This window comes from Streptomyces incanus, assembly GCF_042656345.1.
In the GTDB taxonomy this organism is placed as follows: domain Bacteria; phylum Actinomycetota; class Actinomycetes; order Streptomycetales; family Streptomycetaceae; genus Streptomyces; species Streptomyces incanus.
This window is the reverse complement of the sequence record NZ_JBHSPC010000047.1, coordinates 114,109-130,381: the sequence shown is the minus strand read 5'-3', so window position 1 is coordinate 130,381 and position 16,273 is coordinate 114,109. Positions and strand designations below refer to the sequence as shown.

Here is a 16,273-nt window from a genome sequence, read left to right as displayed (position 1 = left end):
GCCCGCCTGAAGATCGCTACCTGGATCACCGGGTTCTACAACCCGCGACGCAGGCACAGGGGCGTTGTCGGTGCTCGTTTCGGGCATGGTGGTGCTCCGGTAGTCGTGTGGGGTGGGGCTTCGTCACGCCCGTTGCATCCGTCCCGTAGCTGGTCAGAGCAGGTACGGAGGTGGTCGCAGGTACGGAGCGATCCGTATCGGCGAGGAACTCCGTCCCCGCGCTGACCTGCGCGGGGACGGATGCGACGGATTGCTACGCAGCTGGTGTCAGCGCGTGGGCTTGAGGCCGGCAGGCCCGCCGGGCGGGCCGATGGGCAGCGTCCCGGACGGGGGGCCGGGCAGCTTGCCGTGGGGCGGCTGTGCGAGCGTGGCCTCGCCGGCTGCGGGGGCCGGTTGGGCAGGGTCGGGGCAGTAACGGGCCCAGGCGTCGAGGAACTGGTTACGAGCGTATGCCTTGGCCTGCCTGCCGTTTTCGAAGCGGTGATTGGCCGGGCTGATGCCGAAGTCGCGCAGCAGGTTGGCCAGGTGGTAGGCGTTCAGGCCCTTGGTGCCGTACTCGGCCCACGGCGCCTCCGCGTCCTGGACGAGCGCGGCAAGCAGGTCCTGGCTGCGCAGCGCCTCCTTGCGGCCCTCCTGCTCGAAGACGCGGCGGATGTCGCGCAGCAGCCGCGTCTTCAGGGTCGTCTGCTCGTCCTGGACCACCTCGTTGCGCGTCATCGCCAGGCAGGCGGCACGGGCCCGCGAGGGCCAGTGCCCGTCGGCCAGGTCGGCGACGATCACCAGCGGCTCCCACGTGTCGGCAGCACGGTCCTCGACCGGCATCGTCGGCACCAAACCCGCAGCGGTGCTCCGCAGCGGGGCCAGCCAGGCGGTCAGCCGGTCGCGCAGCACGTGCAGTTCAGGCAGCGAGTACCGGGAGCGGAACGGGGTGATCCGCTCACCCGGCTTGCGCTTCTGCATGCGGATGACGACCGCCCGGTCCATGATCGTGTCCGGCAGGTCGCCGATCCCGGCCAGCGCGGCCATGGCGAAGGTGGGAAACGCCGTCGGCTTGTGCTCCGGCCCGGAGATCCGCCAGGCGGGCCGGTTGCGCTGATGCCCGGCGTTCAGCAGGCCCCGCAGGTCCTCCTTGTCACCGGCCTTGGGGCCGAAGATGGTGTCCGCCTCGTCCACCAGCAGCGTCGGCGGGTTCTTGCCGATGACGCGGAAGACCACCGCAGGCGACGTGTTCACCGTCATCATCGGCTGGTGCACGGTCTCGTGGAGTACGTCCAGGACACGGGACTTGCCGCACCCCTTGGTCGGCCCCACCACCGCCAGCCGTGGCGCGTGCTGGAGGGCGGGCTGGATATGGGAGGCCGCCACCCACAGCGTGACCGCGGTCAGGGCCTCGTCGCTCGGCAGCACCACATACCGGCCGATCGCCGCACGCAGGTCATCCAGCAGCGCGGCACCTGCGTCGGCCGTCTCGCCGCCCCTACCAGCGCGGTCCCCGGTCCCCGATCCGCCGTCGGGGACCACGGTCCCCGCAGATGCGTGGGGACCGTGACCCTCACCATCGGCTCGGAGCGCGCCGCGCTCGCCCGGGATTCGGGGACCGGGTTCGGGGACCGGCGAACCGAAAGCCTCCGCCCGGTCCCCGGCGTCCCCTCCGCCGGGACCGGCATGGTCCGCACCGTCAGGCCCGGCCCCCAGGGCACTGACCTGCGCATGTTCCGCGCTGGCGGGGTCTCGGTCCCCGACCGGGAAACCCGCCGAAGCACCATCGGTGGAGCGTGCAGCAGGGGACCGTGACTCCGTTCGGTCCCCGCTTCGGTCCCTGTTGCGCCAGGTGATGCCCTGGCCGGGGACCGCGTTGGTGGGCCAGACGACCTCGGATGCGTTCGAGGTGGCGGGGGACGTAGGGTTCGCCATAGACGTTCCTCTCGGGTGAGGGGCAGGACGGGCAAGGTCCCGCCCCTCACCGGTTCGTTCGTTCAGGGATGGGCGACGTGCAGGGGAATCTCCGGCCCTCGGCGTTGGCGCGCCGGGGGCCGTTGCCGTGTTCGGGCCTGCCGGTGGCTCATGAGGCCAGGCCCCACTCGTCTCGGCCGTCGATCAGCGTGCGCTCGTAGCGCAGCAGTTCGGCCTCGGGGTACAGCACCCGCTTGCCGACCTTGATGCCGCGCGGCCCCTTCTTGATCTGGCGCCAGTAGCGAACGGTGCTCTCGGCTGTGCGGTAGCGCTCGGCTACCTCGGCGGTGGTCAGGTATCGCATGCATTCCCATTCGGCTAGGCATCGATTCGATCTGCATAAAGGTGTACCCCGTGATCGACGGTTAGCCAAATCGGGAAGATCATGTTTCAATTTGGATAGCGACGGGGATGATGGAGGTTCGATGGCAGGCGACAGGCCCGAGGGCGGCGAGGTGCCGCTGCTCTACAGCGAGGGGAACGTGGCCGCGCGCGTGGCCCTGGAGCGCGAGGTCCGAGGGTGGAGCACGACCGAGCTGGCGGAGCGGGTGACCAGAGCCGGCGTCAAGATGAACCAGACAGCGGTCTGGCGCATCGAGAACGGCACCCCCCGCCGGCGCATCAACCTCGACGAGGCCCTCGCCTTCGCCCGCGTCTTCGAGCTCCCCCTGGAAGAGCTGATGTCCCCGCCCCTGGAGGGGCTCGACATCGACAGCCGGCGCCTCGTCCAGGAAGCCGTCGAAGCGTTCTACGAGGCCCGAGACGCGCGCGACCGGCTGCACCACGCCGTGGTCGCCATCGCCGACCACGTCAAGGCCCATCCCGACAGCTCGCGGGCCATCCACGAGCAGTGCCTCCGCCTCATGGGCGACGAGCGGGACGCTCGCACCCTCACCAGCGACATCGAGGACGGCGGCCACTACTGACAACCGCCACGAAGGAGAGACCACTTGGCCAACATCCAGAAGCGCCCCAACGGCAAATGGCGGGCCCGCTACCGCGACCTCGACGGCAAGGAGCACGCCCGCCACTTCGACCGCAAGATCGACGCCCAGCGCTGGCTCGACGAGGTCACGACTAGCCTGGTCACCGGCCAGTACGTGGATCCGCGCGCCGGCCGCGTCACCTTCGAGAAGTACGCCGAGAAGTGGGAGGGCTCGCTCATCGCCAGTGAGGCGGGCGAGCGCATCACTGATAACGCGCTGAGGCTCCACCTCGTACCGGCGCTGGGAGCCCGCTCCATGGCGGCGATACGCCGCAACGACATCCAGGTGCTCTTCAAGTACCTGTCCGACCAGCTCGGCCCCGGCAGCGTGCGGAACGTCTACGACGTCCTCGTACGCGTCATGACGGCGGCCGTGGACGACAAGGTCATCGCCTCCAGCCCGTGCCGCAGGATCACTCTTCCGGCCATGCCGGACGAGGAGGTCGCCCCACCCACGGTCGAGCAGGTCGAGGCGATGGCGCGCGTCATGCCGCCGTACCTCCGCGCGGCCGTTGTCACGCTCGCCGGGTCAGGGCTGCGCATCGGCGAGCTGCTCGGCCTGAAGGTGTCGGACGTCGACTTCAAGGCCGGCGCCATCCGCGTCGAGCGGCAGCGGCTCCAGTCCGGAAAGATCGGCCCGCCGAAGACCGCGAAGTCCCGACGTACGGTCCCGGTCGGAGAGGTCGTCACCGACGCACTCCTCGCGCACCTCGCCGCAGGCCCGTCCGAGGACTGGCTGTTCACGATGGAGGAGGGGGAGCCGCTCAACTATCGGCGCTGGAAGACCGAGTGGAACTGCGCCCGCAGGGCGCTCCAGGCGGAGGGGAACGAGGCGGCCAAGCGCGAGGGGCGCAAGGCCGTCGAGCTGCCGCACATGGTGACCCACGACCTGCGGCACTTCTACGCCTCCGCGCTCATCGCCGGCGGAGCGAGCGTCAAGCAGGTCCAGCTGGTCCTCGGTCACGCATCCGCAGTCATCACGCTGCGGATCTACGCCCACCTGTGGCCGGGCGAAGAAGACCGCACCCGGACCGTCATGGACGCCGTTCTCGGCGGCCTGCGGACCGGGTGCGGACAGGGAGACACTGCAACCAAAGTAATCGCAGGTCAGAGAGCATGATCGAAGATCAAGCCTTCTTGGTCTCCCAGAAGATCTTGTCGATCTGGGCGATGTAGTCCAGCGCCTTCTGGCCGGTGGCCGGGTCGGTCGAGGCCTTGGCGGCCGACAGGGCCTTCAGGGTGTCGTTGACCAGCTGGTGCAGCTCCGGGTACTTCTCGAAGTGCGGGGGCTTGAAGTAGTCGCTCCACAGGACGGAGACGTGGTGCTTCGCCAGTTCGGCGCGCTGCTCCTTGATGACCGTGGCGCGGGTCTGGAAGTGAGGGTCGTCGTTACCGGCCATCTTCTCCTGGACGGCCTTCACCGACTCTGCCTCGATGCGGGCCTGGGCCGGGTCGTACACGCCGCAGGGCAGGTCGCAGTGGGCGCTGACCTTGACCTTGGGGGCAAACAGGCGGGAAAGCATGGAGCAATCCTTCCTCGTGATCGTCTTCTCACAGGGGACATTACTCCGTGGAGGAGTGGATTTCGCGCGTGCCCCCAGGGGCTTAGGACAAAAGTCCGGGGTCAGACTGGGACTGGTGGAGGAAGAACCGGGGAGGTGCCGGGTGATGCCGGAGCTGTCGCAGGATGCCGAGCAGGCGGGGGCGCCGCTGCCCTTCGGGGTGGCCGAGGTGACGGGGCCGTCCATGGTGCCCACGCTGTACCACGGGGACCGGCTCCTGGTGCACTACGGGGCCCGGATCAGGCCGGGGTGCGTCATCGTGCTGCGGCACCCGTTCCAGCAGGATCTGCTCGTGGTCAAACGGGCCGCCGAGCGGCGCGAGGGCGGCTGGTGGGTGCTGGGGGACAACCGGTACGCGGGCGGTGACAGCACCGACTACGGAGTGGTGCCCGACGAGCTGGTGCTCGGCCGGGTCCGCCTGCGCTACCGGCCGCGCACACCGGCTCAGCGGTCACCGCTGGCCGTGGTGGGCTGGGCACTGTCGGCGGCCCGGCCGGTGTTCTCCGTCCGCTCGGCCTCCAGGCGTTTGCGGGCGCGGTAGGCGGCCACGTTGGCGCGGGTGGCGCAGCGGTCCGAGCAGTAGCGCCGGGAGCGGTTGGTCGACGTGTCGAGATAGGCGTTGCGGCAGGGCGGCGCCTCGCACAGGCCGAGACGGTCCACACCGTGCTCGGTGAGGTGGAAGGCCAGGCCCATCGCGGCGATGGCGGCGTAGCCGGCGGTCGCGTTGGAGGGGTGGTCGGCCAGGTGCATGTGCCACAGCGGGCGGCCGTCGTCGTCACGGAAGTCGTGTCCGGAGATCTGCGGGCTCACCGGAAACTCCAGCAGCAGTGAGTTCAGCAGGTCGACACCGAGCGTCTCGTCGCCCGCGTTCGCTGCCTCGAAGACCGCGCGCAACCGGGCCCGGACGGAACGGAACCGGGTCACGTCCGCCTCGGTCGCCCGCCGGGCAGCGGACTGGTTGGCACCGAACAGGTCGCGGACCGCCTCCACCGAGGTCAGGGTGTCCGTGCCCCGGGCCGGTTCCTCGGTGTTGACGAGACGCACGGCGTAGTCCGAGTAATAGGCCAGTTCCACTTGTAGTCCTTACGCGGGAAGTCTATGGTCGTATCCGCGATCAAGTAACAGGTGATCGTGATGTAAGGGTATTACTTTTCGTGCATGCGGGAGGGGCTTCATGACGGACATGAACACCAGTACGGCCACGGCCACGGTCGACTGGCAGGCCTGGCAGGAGAGCTGGGACCGGCAGCAGGAGTGGTACATGCCCGACCGCGAGGAGCGGTTCCGGGTCATGCTCGACATGGTGGAGGCCGTCGCCGGCCCCTCCCCGCGCGTCCTGGACCTCGCCTGCGGCACGGGGACCATCACCGCCCGGCTGCTCGCCCGGCTCCCGGACGCCACCAGCACCGGCGTCGACCTGGACCCGGCGCTGCTCACCATCGCCGAGGGCACCTTCGCGGGCGACGAGCGGGTCTCCTTCGTCACCGCCGACCTCAAGGACCCCGACTGGCCCACCCGGCTTCCCCACGACTCCTACGACGCCGTACTGACCGCGACCGCCCTCCACTGGCTGCACAGCGAACCCCTCGCGGACCTCTACGGACAGGTCGCGGAGCTGGTCCGCGACGGCGGTGTCTTCATGAACGCGGACCACATGATCGACGAGACGACCCCCCGGATCAACGCGGCCGAGCGGGCCCAGCGTCACGCGCGTATGGATCAGGCCAAGCGGAACGGCGTCCTCGACTGGGCCGAATGGTGGAAGGCCGCGGCCGCGGACCCCGTCCTCGCCGAGCCCACCGCCCGCCGCTTCGAGATCTACGGCGAACACGCCGACGGTGACATGCCGTCCGCGGCGTGGCAGGCCCGAGTGCTGCGCGGGAAGGGGTTCGCCGAGGCCCGCCCGGTGTGGTGCTCGCCGTCGGACACCCTGCTGCTCGCGCTGAAGTGAGGCCGGCCGCACGCATGGCAGGGGCGGCACGGATGACCTCCGTGCCGCCCCTGTGCCCCGCGCGCGGTGTGCCCCGCGCGGGGTCAGAGCACCTTGGACAGGAACGACTTCGTCCGCTCGTGCTGCGGGTCGGTCAGCACGTCCCGCGGGCGGCCGGACTCGACCACCACGCCGCCGTCCATGAAGACCAGGCTGTCGCCCACCTCGCGGGCGAAGCCCATCTCGTGGGTGACGACGACCATCGTCATGCCCGACTCGGCCAGGTCGCGCATGACGTCGAGGACGTCCCCGACCAGCTCCGGGTCGAGGGCCGAGGTCGGCTCGTCGAACAGCATCAGCTTCGGGTCCATGGCGAGCGCCCGCGCGATCGCCACCCGCTGCTGCTGGCCGCCGGAGAGCTGCGAGGGGTAGTTCCTGGCCTTGTCGGCCAGGCCCACGCGCTCCAGCAGCTGCCCCGCGCGCTCCCGGGCCTGCGCCTTGCTCACGCCCCGCACCTGCACCGGCGCCTCGATGACGTTCTCCAGCGCGGTCATGTGCGGGAACAGGTTGAAGCGCTGGAAGACCATGCCGATGTCCCGGCGCTTCAGCGCGACCTCGCTGTCCTTGAGCTCGTACAGCTTGTCGCCCTTCTGGCGGTAGCCGACCAGCTCCCCGTCGACGTACAGACGTCCCGCGTTGACCTTCTCGAGGTGGTTGATACACCTCAGGAAGGTGGACTTGCCGGAGCCGGAGGGGCCGATGAGGCAGAACACCTCGCTGGACCTCACCTCCAGGTCGATGCCCTTGAGGACCTCCACGGGGCCGAAGGACTTGTGGACGCCCTCGGCCTTGACCATGGCGGGGGAGGACTGGTTCATACCGCGACTCCCTTCGGGCGGCGCGTGGGAAGCACCGCGGCCTTGAAGCGCTGCAGCGGTGTCGGAGGCAGGGAGCGGCTCGAACCGCGGGCGTAGTACCGCTCGACGTAGTACTGCCCGACACTCAGGATCGAGGTCATGATCAGGTACCAGGCGGCGGCCAGGAAGTACATCTCCACCGGCGAGCCCGCGTTCTGACCGATGTCCTGGGCCTCCTTGAAGAGGTCGTAGAACTGCACCGCCGAGACGAGTGAGGTCGTCTTCAGCATGTTGATCACTTCATTGCCGGTCGGCGGCACGATGACGCGCATGGCCTGCGGGATGACGATCCGGCGGAGCGTCTTCGTGTGGCTCATGCCCAGGGCGTGCGACGCCTCGGTCTGCCCCTCGTCGACCGAGAGCAGGCCGGCGCGGCAGATCTCGGCCATGTAGGCGGCCTCGTTGAGGCCCAGGCCGAGCAGTGCCGCCAGCAGCGGCGTCATGAAGGACGACCAGTAGTCCTTGTAGACCGGGCCCAGGTTGATGTACTCGAACACCAGGCCCAGGTTGAACCAGACGAAGAGCTGGACCAGGACCGGTGTGCCGCGGAAGAACCAGATGTAGAACCACGCGATCGACGAGGTCACCGGGTTCTTCGACAGGCGCATCACGGCGAGCAGGATGCCGCCGGCGATGCCGATCACCATCGACAGCACCGTGAGCAGCAGGGTGTTCAGGACGCCGTCGATGATGCGGCCGTCGAAGAAGTACTCGGGGATCGCGCCCCAGTTGATCTTGCCTTGCGCGAAGGCGTAGATGACCGAGCCCAGCAGGGCGAGCGCGACGGCCGCGGACACGTACCGCCCCGGGTGCCGGACCGGAACGGCCTTGATGGCCTCCGGCCCGGCGGGGGGCGTCGCGTCGGGGCCGGCCGTCTTGTTGACGTCAGCAGTCACGAAGGGAGCCTTTCAGAGCCGCGTCGAACGGGCCGGTTCAGGAGCCGCCGTTGATCTTGACCTCGGTGATCGCGCCGGCCTCGACGCCCCACTTCTCGACGATCTTCTTGTACTCACCGCTGTCGATGACCGCCTGAACGGCCGCCTGCAGGGCATCGCGCAGCTCGGTGTTGTCCTTGGCGACGGCGATGCCGTACGGGCCCGCCTCGACCTGGTCGCCGACGATCTCGAAGTACTTGCCGTCGCCGGAGTTCTTCACGGAGTACGCGGCGATCGGGAAGTCGGCGGAGACGACGTTCGCGCCCTTGGAACGCATCCGGGTCTCGGCCTCGGGGTTGGTCGCGAAGTCCTCGATCTTCAGCGGCTTCTCGCCGTCCTCCTCGCACTTCTTCGCCTGCTCCTTGGCGAGGTCGTGGGAGAAGGTGTTGCGCTGGACGGCCATGGTCTTGCCGCACAGGTCGTCCCAGGTCTTGATGCCCTGGTCGTCACCCTTGTTGGTGTAGAGCGAGACGCCCGCGGTGAAGTAGTCGACGAAGTCGACACCGGAGCCGACCTTCTTGCCGGTGTCGGAGTCGATGCCCTCCTGCCGCTCCTTGGTGTCGGTCATGGCAGACATCGCGATGTCGTAGCGCTTGGACGCGAGACCGCCGAGGAGGGTGTCGAACGTGCCGTTCTGGAACTCGAACTTCACGCCGAGCTCCTTGCCCATGGCGTTCGCGAGGTCCGGGTCGATACCGACCGTGTTGCCGGAGTCGTCCTTGAACTCGACCGGGGCGTACGCGATGTCCGAACCGACCTTGATGACGCCCTTGTGGCGTATCGACTGGGGCAGCTTGTCGGCCAGCGGGGCGGTGCTGCTGGACGCGGAGTCGCCGCTGTCCGAGCCGTTGTCCTTGGTCTGGTCACCGCAGCCGGTGACGAGCAGGGAGCCCGCGACCGCGATCGCGCCCACCGCTGCCAGTCGGGACTTGGCGGCGGGGGTGCGACGGGTGATACGTGCGGTCATGGTGGTTCCTCCGGCGGAAGGGTGGTGTGCCGATGGGGTCGGCCACGGCCGATGGGGATCGGCAGTGCCGCGAGTCGACGGAAGCACACGTCTTCGAGTGTTGCGACCCTGTGTGATTACCGCATCTTGCCATTCGGGCTACGCCGTTCAGTGGGCTCCCCATGTCAAAATCGGATAACAGGTGACGCTCGAACCGCACTGCTCCGCTCCACCACGGCCGGGCAGTCTGCTGGGTTACGCCATCGCGGCCGGAAGATCTTCGGTCCTCGAGGGGTAAAGGGCGCTCGGCCGTCGGGTTTGCTGCGGCTCGAGCGCTTGCCGGGTGTTTTTCCAGGCCTTGTCCTGAAATTGATCGATGAGTCCTGGAACCCGCATGTGACCTTTGCGTTATGGACTCGTCGCCGATGGCGTCGGTCCGGTAAGAAGGTGCTTTGCACCCCTCATCCGGGGATCAAGGGCGCGTGTGCGGCGCGCCCGTCGTGTTCGAGCCCGACGCATCCACCCACCGGGCCCGGCGCGGTCCCGCCCGCTCCTCACCCGGAGCGGCAACCCTCAAACCATGAACGATTAAGGGGTAAAACCAAGTGGCAGCGGAGATTGTCAATCCTCGCAGCGACAGCGAAAGCCGGACCGGTCATGCGAAACAGGACGGCGGGGCCGAGCCCCTCGAGTCCTTCGACCCGGCATTCGCGCTGCACCGCGGCGGCAAGATGGCTGTGCAGGCCACCGTGCCGCTCCGCGACAAGGACGACCTGTCCCTGGCGTACACACCCGGCGTCGCGAAAGTGTGCAGCGCGATCGCCGAGCAGCCGGACCTCGTCCACGACTACACCTGGAAGTCCTCGGTCGTCGCCGTCGTCACCGACGGCACGGCCGTGCTGGGACTTGGTGACATCGGGCCCGAGGCCTCCCTCCCGGTGATGGAGGGCAAGGCGATCCTCTTCAAGCAGTTCGGCGGCGTGGACGCGATTCCGCTCGCTCTGAACTGCACCGACGTGGACGAGATCGTCGAGACCGTGGTCCGGCTCGCCCCGTCCTTCGGCGGCGTGAACCTGGAGGACATCTCGGCGCCCCGGTGCTTCGAGATCGAGCAGCGGCTCCAGGAGCGGCTGGACATCCCGGTCTTCCATGACGACCAGCACGGCACCGCGATCGTGTCGCTGGCGGCGCTGCGGAACGCGGCGCGGCTGAGCGGGCGGACCCTGGGCGAGCTGCGGGCCGTGATCTCGGGCGCGGGCGCGGCCGGTGTCGCCATCGCGAAGATGCTGGTCGAGGCCGGCATCGGCGATGTCGCGGTGGCCGACCGCAAGGGTGTCGTCTCGCGGGACCGCGAGGACCTCACACCGATCAAGCGGGAGCTGGCCGGGTTCACCAACAAGGCCGGGCTCTCCGGATCGCTGGAGGACGCGCTGGCCGGGGCCGACGTCTTCATCGGCGTCTCCGGCGGTACGGTGCCGGAGCCGGCGGTGGCGTCGATGGCCGAGGGCGCCTTCGTCTTCGCCATGGCCAACCCCGAACCCGAGGTGCACCCGGAGATCGCGCACAAGTACGCGGCGGTCGTGGCCACCGGGCGGTCGGACTTCCCGAACCAGATCAACAACGTGCTCGCGTTCCCGGGCATCTTCGCCGGAGCCCTGCAGGTGCGGGCCTCGCGGATCACCGAGGGGATGAAGCTGGCGGCGGCCGAGGCGCTGGCGGCGGTGGTGGGGGACGACCTCGCCCCCGACTACGTCATCCCGTCGCCGTTCGACGAGCGGGTCGCACCGGCGGTGACCGCGGCAGTCGCCGCGGCGGCCCGCGCGGAGGGCGTCGCCCGCCGCTGAGGCGCGCGAAGGTGTGTCGGCCCCGTCCTTGGGTGGACGGGGTCGATTCTCTTGTGGGGGTCCCTCTCCGGGGGAGGGCCTGCGGGCGGGGGCCGGCGGCTGGAGGGCCGGGGCGGGTCGTGCCGGGGCGCGGTGGCAAGAAGGCGTGTCTCACAGCGACGCGTTGTTCCGTCAGGGGGGCGGGCGACCTATCGTCAAGGTCATGTTCGCTGTCTACGCCGCCCGAATCGACCGTGACCAGCCGCTTTCCGGTCTGGAGCTGGGGGAGCTTCCGGCTCCCGAGGCCCGTCCCGGCTGGAGCACCGTGACCGTGAAGGCCGCCTCCCTCAATCACCATGACCTGTGGTCCCTGCGGGGCGTCGGCCTCCCGGAGGACCGGCTGCCGATGATCCTCGGCTGCGACGCCGCCGGGATCGACGAGGACGGCAACGAGGTCGTCCTGCACTCCGTGATCGGACAGACCGGCCACGGGGTGGGTCCCGGGGAGCCCCGGTCGATCCTGACGGAGCGCTACCCCGGCACGTTCGCCGAGCGGGTCGCCGTGCCGACCTGGAACGTCCTGCCCAAGCCGAAGGAGCTGTCCTTCGAGGAGGCGGCCTGCCTGCCCACGGCCTGGCTGACCGCGTACCGGATGCTGTTCACCAACGCCGGGGTGCGGCCCGGCGACTCCGTACTGGTGCAGGGCGCCGGCGGGGGCGTCGCCACCGCCGCGATCGTGCTGGGCAGGGCCGCGGGACTGCGGGTCTTCGCCACCAGCCGGGACGAGGCGAAGCGGAAGCGGGCCCTGGAACTGGGAGCGGTGGAGGCGCTGGAGCCCGGGGCGCGGCTGCCGCAGCGGGTCGACGCGGTCATCGAGACGGTGGGGGCCGCAACCTGGTCCCACTCGGTGAAGTCGCTGCGGCCCGGCGGCACACTGGTGATCTCCGGTGCCACCAGCGGTGACCGGCCCTCGCACGCCGAGCTGACCCGGATCTTCTTCCTGGAGCTCAAGATCGTCGGGTCCACGATGGGCAGCAAGGACGAACTGGAGGACCTGCTCGCCTTCTGCGCCGCCGCCGGTGTGCGGCCCGTCATCGACGAGGTGCTGCCCATGGACCGGGCCCGGGAAGGGTTCGAGCGGATGGAGGCGGGCGGACAGTTCGGAAAGATCGTGCTCACCGGTCCGTAGTCGCGCGACGGCACACCACTTGGTCCTGCCGTCTCTCGCGGTGGGTGTTCACGGCCGGTCCGGTTTCCGGGCCGGCCGGCCGTCCGTCCGTCCGTCCGTCCGTCCGTCCGTCTGCCTGCCTGCCTGCCTGTCCGTCTGTCTGTCAACCAAGGTTGACGTGCGGCCTGCTGTCAACGTATGTTGACAGCATGACCGAAGCAACCGATCTCGCCGAGCGGGCGGGTGACCGCGATCCGCGGGTCGGCCTGCGGGCCGTCGCCGCGCTGCGCAGGCTGCTGGAGCAGTTGGAGGCCGTGCAGGTGCGTAACGCGCGCAATCACGGCTGGTCGTGGCAGGAGATCGCCAATGAGCTCGGAGTGAGCAGGCAGGCCGTGCACAAGAAGTACGGGAGGCATTGATGTTCGAGCGGTTCACGAAGGATGCCCGCGCCGTGGTGAAGGGGGCGGTCGAGCAGGCCGAGGAGGCGGGAACGCGGTATGTCGGTGCCGACCATCTGCTGCTGGCCCTGATCGACCGGGAGGGCAGCCGGGCCTCGTTCGCGCTGGCCGCTCTTGGACTCGCCGAGCGACGGGACTCGGTGCGGGCCGCGGTGGGGGAGGCGCGGCGGAGGGCCGGGCTGACCCAGGCCGAGACCGACGCGCTGGCCGGGCTCGGCATCGATGTCACGGAGATCGTCGCCAGGGTGGAGGACGTGCACGGCCCCGGAGCCATGTCCCGCGACGGGAGGAGCGCCGGCCGGTGGCGCTCGGGGCACCGGCCCTTCACCCGGGAGGCCAAGGACGCCCTGGCGGGCGCCCTGCGTGTCGCCACCGACCGCCATGACCGCCACATCGGCGACGAACATCTCCTGCTGGCCCTGACCGTCCGCTCCGGCGTCCCGGCGGAAGTCCTCGCGGACCACGGCGTCACGTACGAGTCCCTGGCGAGGGTCCTGTACGGCGATGGGGAGGCCAAGGCGGGCTGAGCGACCGTTGGAGCCGGACGGCCGGGGGCTTGGGCCGGGCAAGGGCGGAACTCGGCCGGGATGGGCGCCCGGCCGGGGCCCAGCCGCCCGGCCGGGCGCTGACACGGGCGCAGTTGTCTCCGCCGGGAAGTTCCGGGCTCTGACCCGCCTTCGATGGTGACGCATCGTGGCCGTGGTTGCTGACGGTGGAGCACGCAGGCCGGAGGGGTGCTCGCGGCTGCCGGGCGGAACTCCCTTCTCCGGACGCGGCCGCCGCCCTCTCCATGAGCTGCGGGATCCGGGCCCCACCGGACGTGACGCACGGTTACCGCCGAAGGTGGGCCAGAGCCAAGTTCCGGCCCCGCCGAAGCGGTGAGGAGTGGCTCCGCCGGGTGGGCGAGCGGCGGGCCGGTGGGTGGTCCGCGCACCAGCGCGGCCGGCGAGAAGAGGCCGTCGGGGGCCCGGGTGCCCGGTCGTCCGACCGGTCGCGGGGTGGGGCCGCTTCTGCCCGTCCCCCCCGGGGCCGGCGAACCCCGTTCAAGACACTCAGTCATGGGCCCCGCTGTGGGCTCCGCCGTGGACGGGCGGTGGCGGGCGGACGGGCGTCGTGGAGCCGGTCAGGGGATGCCGGGGTCAGGCATCGCGCGGTGCGCGGGTTGCATCATGGCCGTCGTCCAGCGGGCCATCCCGAGGTGCGCACCTGCATGGCGGTCGAGGTGGCCGGGTTGCGCGCGGTCGTGGGCCGAGCGGGACCGGGCCTGCCGGGGCCCGTCGGCGTCCGGTCGGGTCCCGGCCGGCTTGCCGGCATCCTCGTCAGGGCTTCGAAGTGTGCAGGAGGGCTCCGATCCGGGCTGCGGCCGTGGACAGGTGGTGGCGGGCTTCGCGGAGCTGGTCCGGGGTGATGCCGTGGTCGCGGGTCGCGTCGCGGATGTCGTCCCGGAAGCGGTCCAGCAGGCGGTCCAGGTCGCGCGCGGGGTCGCCGGTGGAGTCCGCGGCGCTCTCGTGCGCCCAGGCCGGGGTGCAGTCGGCGGGGAAGTCCTCCGGGGTCTGGGAGTAAGACGGTCCGGGCCCCGGGGTGGCGCTCTCCGTGCCGGCGCGGCCGAAACCGAAGTCCTTGCCGAACTCGCCCACCTCCTTGGCCAGCTCACCCAGACCCTCGCGCAGGCCCGTCGGCCAGTCGCCCCGTGAGAAGTGTTCCTGCACCTGCTCCTGGACCCGCCGGGCGATGCGCTGTACCTCCTCCTGGGCCTGGGCGGCGGCCCGGTCCTGGGCCTCCTTGGCCTGACGGCGGGCACGCTGCGCCTCGTCGCGGGCGCGGCGGCTCTCGTCCTTCGCGCGCCGGGCCTGTTCCTTCCACTCGTGCTTGGCGCGACGCATCTCCTCCTTTGCGGCACGCCAGGCATCCTTCTCGCCGGGGCCCGTGAAATCGCCTGTCCCCGCATCGGCTTCGCCCGGTGCCCCCGCGTCATGGCCGCCCTTGCGGGCCTGGCCGGCGGCCGCGCGCATCTCGCGGCGCAGGTCACCCGCCGCACCGCGGACGTCGGCCTGGATCTCGGCGGCCAGCTCGGCGACCGACTCCCGGATCTCCAGCTCCAGGTCGATCAGTTCGTCGCTGCGGTCGGCCAGTTCGGCACGGCCGGCGTCCGTGATCGAGTACACCTTGCGGCCGCCCTCGGTGGTGTGGGTGACCAGGCCCTCCGCCTCCAGCTTGGCCAGGCGCGGGTAGACCGTGCCCGCCGACGGCGCGTACAGCCCCTGGAAGCGCTCCTCGAGCAGACGGATCACCTCATAGCCGTGACGCGGGGCCTCGTCCAGCAGCTTCAGCAGGTACAGGCGGAGGCGTCCGTGGGCGAAGACGGGGGGCATGTCAGAGCACCTTCTTGTCAGTGGGGCCGTCGGTGGGGCCGCCTGGTGTGGCGTCGGTGGAGCCGGGCTCCGGAGCGGGGACGGAGCCGTCCCCCGAGCCCTCCCGTGGCCCGCTCCCCGGGCCGCCCGGGCCCGCAGGTCCGTCCATGGGTGTGTCCGCAGGTGTGTCCGGTCCGGCTTCGGTGGCGGGCGGCGCGTCCCACGGCTCGCTCCCCTCCTCGCGGGGCGGGCGGCGCAGCAGAGCGATGGAGCCGGAGACGGTGGTGGCCCGCAGCTTGCCGGTGCCCGCGCCCAGCCGGCCGGTGATCTTGTGGGCGCCCCACTGGCCGTGCACCCGCAGGCCGTCGAAGGCGTTGGAGACGGCGCCGCTCGCCGTGTTGGCCTCGACCTCGGCATCCGCAGGGTCGGGCAGCCGGATCGCGATCTCGCCGGAGACGCTGGCCAGCCGGATATCGGTGGGACCGTCGGGAGCGAGATCCACGATCATGGAGCCGCTGACCGAGTCCGCGCGCACGGTGGAGCCGGATCCGTCGACCACGGTGAGGTCGCCGGAGACGGAGTTGAACCGGAGGTCGCCGGTGACGGACTGGGCCTCGATGTTCCCTGACACCGTGTCCGCGCGGACCGGGCCGGAGAGGGCGACCAGGGTCGCGTCGCCCGTGACGCCCTTCACCACGGACGGCCCCTTGACCCCGGAGACGACGGCACCGGCGCCGACCACACCCACCTCGACCCGCGTTTGCGCCGGAACGGCCAGGGAGACCACCGCGCTGCGGCGCCAGCCCTTGCGGTCCAGCCACTTGAGGAAGCCCTTCCAGGGAAGGTCCTCGTAGGCCACCGTGAGGACGCCGTCCCGTTGGGTCACCACCAGGGGCGGTCCCTCGATCTCGGAGACCTCCAGCCTGGCGGAACCTTCGTCCGTGCCCACCACGTTGACCGTTCCGTTGACGATGCGGACGTGGAGTTCGGTCACTGGGTCGTCGAAAGTGAGCTTCTCGGGCCCCGAGACGGACCTTTCGGACATGGTGGAACCTCCTGGGCCGGGATACCGGACTGTCTGACCAGCGGAGGGCGATACGGAGGGGTGAGGGGTGCGGTACATGGCCGCACGCATGCCCCGACGCGCCATATCGCGTCTCACGTAATTCACGATATATCGCGGCCGGGGAAAGTCAAGACACTCGTTCTGGTGATCAGTCGCCATGCGAGGCGGGTGAATTGCCC

At 70.2% G+C, this 16,273-nt stretch carries 17 protein-coding genes; 8 read left to right on the top strand and 9 right to left on the bottom strand.

Annotated features, from left to right (window positions below; genetic code table 11):
- Window positions 1-267: 267 nt before the first annotated feature.
- Both ACFP2V_RS18530 and ACFP2V_RS18525 read right to left on the bottom strand, forming a co-directional pair.
- Window positions 268-1,521: a DUF3631 domain-containing protein gene (locus ACFP2V_RS18530; RefSeq protein ID WP_381213174.1), complete on the bottom strand. Its 1,254-nt coding sequence runs from the start codon at window positions 1,519-1,521 to the stop codon at window positions 268-270.
- 541 nt (window positions 1,522-2,062) lie between these two features.
- On the bottom strand, window positions 2,063-2,257 hold the full coding sequence (locus ACFP2V_RS18525; RefSeq protein WP_030207232.1) for a helix-turn-helix transcriptional regulator: 195 nt from the start codon (window positions 2,255-2,257) through the stop codon (window positions 2,063-2,065).
- Between the two features lie 121 nt (window positions 2,258-2,378).
- Between ACFP2V_RS18525 and ACFP2V_RS18520 the strand changes: the two genes are divergently transcribed.
- Together ACFP2V_RS18520 and ACFP2V_RS18515 are read left to right on the top strand one after the other, a co-directional pair.
- Window positions 2,379-2,879, top strand: coding sequence for a helix-turn-helix transcriptional regulator (locus tag ACFP2V_RS18520; RefSeq protein WP_381213170.1), 501 nt, complete (start codon window positions 2,379-2,381; stop codon window positions 2,877-2,879).
- A 24-nt stretch (window positions 2,880-2,903) separates the two neighbouring features.
- Window positions 2,904-4,058, top strand: coding sequence for a tyrosine-type recombinase/integrase (locus ACFP2V_RS18515; RefSeq protein WP_381213167.1), 1,155 nt, complete (start codon window positions 2,904-2,906; stop codon window positions 4,056-4,058).
- 7 nt (window positions 4,059-4,065) lie between these two features.
- On the opposite strand, the gene sodN is transcribed toward ACFP2V_RS18515, so the two are convergent.
- Entirely contained in the window at window positions 4,066-4,461 is a 396-nt protein-coding gene (gene sodN, locus ACFP2V_RS18510) for a superoxide dismutase, Ni (RefSeq protein ID WP_143627044.1), read from the bottom strand.
- 145 nt (window positions 4,462-4,606) lie between these two features.
- On the opposite strand from sodN, the gene sodX reads away from it, so the two are divergent.
- Window positions 4,607-5,041: a nickel-type superoxide dismutase maturation protease gene (sodX, locus tag ACFP2V_RS18505; RefSeq protein ID WP_381213164.1), complete on the top strand. Its 435-nt coding sequence runs from the start codon at window positions 4,607-4,609 to the stop codon at window positions 5,039-5,041.
- Here the strand turns inward: sodX and ACFP2V_RS18500 are convergent.
- On the bottom strand, window positions 4,945-5,574 hold the full coding sequence (locus tag ACFP2V_RS18500) for a CGNR zinc finger domain-containing protein (RefSeq protein ID WP_381213161.1): 630 nt from the start codon (window positions 5,572-5,574) through the stop codon (window positions 4,945-4,947). The two genes, sodX and ACFP2V_RS18500, sit on opposite strands and share 97 nt — an antisense overlap.
- 100 nt (window positions 5,575-5,674) lie before the next feature.
- Here ACFP2V_RS18500 and ACFP2V_RS18495 point away from each other — a divergent pair, with 100 nt between their 5' ends.
- Window positions 5,675-6,451, top strand: a complete 777-nt coding sequence (locus ACFP2V_RS18495) for a class I SAM-dependent methyltransferase (protein WP_381213158.1) — start codon at window positions 5,675-5,677, stop codon at window positions 6,449-6,451.
- A gap of 83 nt (window positions 6,452-6,534) precedes the next feature.
- On the opposite strand, the gene ACFP2V_RS18490 is transcribed toward ACFP2V_RS18495, so the two are convergent.
- From ACFP2V_RS18490 to ACFP2V_RS18480, 3 genes are read right to left on the bottom strand one after another with little or no spacing between them, the layout of a single operon-like run.
- Window positions 6,535-7,308, bottom strand: a complete 774-nt coding sequence (locus ACFP2V_RS18490; RefSeq protein WP_381213155.1) for an amino acid ABC transporter ATP-binding protein — start codon at window positions 7,306-7,308, stop codon at window positions 6,535-6,537.
- Complete coding sequence (locus tag ACFP2V_RS18485; protein WP_381213152.1) at window positions 7,305-8,243, bottom strand: amino acid ABC transporter permease; 939 nt, start codon at window positions 8,241-8,243, stop codon at window positions 7,305-7,307. Before ACFP2V_RS18485 ends, ACFP2V_RS18490 begins: the two co-directional genes overlap by 4 nt.
- A gap of 37 nt (window positions 8,244-8,280) precedes the next feature.
- Complete coding sequence (locus ACFP2V_RS18480; RefSeq protein ID WP_381213150.1) at window positions 8,281-9,249, bottom strand: ABC transporter substrate-binding protein; 969 nt, start codon at window positions 9,247-9,249, stop codon at window positions 8,281-8,283.
- Window positions 9,250-9,833: 584 nt separating this feature from the next.
- On the opposite strand from ACFP2V_RS18480, the gene ACFP2V_RS18475 reads away from it, so the two are divergent.
- From ACFP2V_RS18475 to ACFP2V_RS18460, 4 genes are all read left to right on the top strand, one after another.
- Window positions 9,834-11,072, top strand: a complete 1,239-nt coding sequence (locus ACFP2V_RS18475; protein ID WP_381213147.1) for an NAD(P)-dependent malic enzyme — start codon at window positions 9,834-9,836, stop codon at window positions 11,070-11,072.
- A gap of 202 nt (window positions 11,073-11,274) precedes the next feature.
- Window positions 11,275-12,240 (top strand): zinc-binding dehydrogenase, encoded by a 966-nt coding sequence (locus tag ACFP2V_RS18470; RefSeq protein WP_381213144.1) that lies wholly within the window; start codon window positions 11,275-11,277, stop codon window positions 12,238-12,240.
- Window positions 12,241-12,428: 188 nt separating this feature from the next.
- Window positions 12,429-12,638: an HTH domain-containing protein gene (locus ACFP2V_RS18465; RefSeq protein ID WP_055598204.1), complete on the top strand. Its 210-nt coding sequence runs from the start codon at window positions 12,429-12,431 to the stop codon at window positions 12,636-12,638.
- A complete protein-coding gene (locus ACFP2V_RS18460) occupies window positions 12,638-13,204 on the top strand; it encodes a Clp protease N-terminal domain-containing protein (protein ID WP_381213141.1) in 567 nt (188 codons plus the stop codon). Before ACFP2V_RS18465 ends, ACFP2V_RS18460 begins: the two co-directional genes overlap by 1 nt.
- 792 nt (window positions 13,205-13,996) lie before the next feature.
- On the opposite strand, the gene ACFP2V_RS18455 is transcribed toward ACFP2V_RS18460, so the two are convergent.
- On the bottom strand, window positions 13,997-15,049 hold the full coding sequence (locus ACFP2V_RS18455; protein ID WP_381213138.1) for a PadR family transcriptional regulator: 1,053 nt from the start codon (window positions 15,047-15,049) through the stop codon (window positions 13,997-13,999).
- Window position 15,050: 1 nt separating this feature from the next.
- Window positions 15,051-16,073 carry a DUF4097 family beta strand repeat-containing protein gene (locus ACFP2V_RS18450; protein WP_381213135.1) on the bottom strand — a complete coding sequence of 341 codons (1,023 nt, stop codon included), beginning with the start codon at window positions 16,071-16,073 and terminating at the stop codon, window positions 15,051-15,053.
- Window positions 16,074-16,273: the final 200 nt, after the last annotated feature.

What these genes read in the sequence shown, in the direction of transcription:
- ACFP2V_RS18525 (WP_030207232.1), bottom strand. Translation starts at nt 2,257, where the DNA reads ATGCGATACCTGACCACCGCCGAGGTAGCCGAGCGCTACCGCACAGCC.
- ACFP2V_RS18495 (WP_381213158.1), top strand. Translation starts at nt 5,675, where the DNA reads ATGACGGACATGAACACCAGTACGGCCACGGCCACGGTCGACTGGCAG.
- ACFP2V_RS18460 (WP_381213141.1), top strand. Translation starts at nt 12,638, where the DNA reads ATGTTCGAGCGGTTCACGAAGGATGCCCGCGCCGTGGTGAAGGGGGCG.
- sodN (WP_143627044.1), bottom strand. Translation starts at nt 4,461, where the DNA reads ATGCTTTCCCGCCTGTTTGCCCCCAAGGTCAAGGTCAGCGCCCACTGC.
- ACFP2V_RS18470 (WP_381213144.1), top strand. Translation starts at nt 11,275, where the DNA reads ATGTTCGCTGTCTACGCCGCCCGAATCGACCGTGACCAGCCGCTTTCC.
- ACFP2V_RS18480 (WP_381213150.1), bottom strand. Translation starts at nt 9,249, where the DNA reads ATGACCGCACGTATCACCCGTCGCACCCCCGCCGCCAAGTCCCGACTG.
- ACFP2V_RS18490 (WP_381213155.1), bottom strand. Translation starts at nt 7,308, where the DNA reads ATGAACCAGTCCTCCCCCGCCATGGTCAAGGCCGAGGGCGTCCACAAG.
- ACFP2V_RS18455 (WP_381213138.1), bottom strand. Translation starts at nt 15,049, where the DNA reads ATGCCCCCCGTCTTCGCCCACGGACGCCTCCGCCTGTACCTGCTGAAG.
- ACFP2V_RS18450 (WP_381213135.1), bottom strand. Translation starts at nt 16,073, where the DNA reads ATGTCCGAAAGGTCCGTCTCGGGGCCCGAGAAGCTCACTTTCGACGAC.
- ACFP2V_RS18465 (WP_055598204.1), top strand. Translation starts at nt 12,429, where the DNA reads ATGACCGAAGCAACCGATCTCGCCGAGCGGGCGGGTGACCGCGATCCG.
- ACFP2V_RS18520 (WP_381213170.1), top strand. Translation starts at nt 2,379, where the DNA reads ATGGCAGGCGACAGGCCCGAGGGCGGCGAGGTGCCGCTGCTCTACAGC.
- sodX (WP_381213164.1), top strand. Translation starts at nt 4,607, where the DNA reads ATGCCGGAGCTGTCGCAGGATGCCGAGCAGGCGGGGGCGCCGCTGCCC.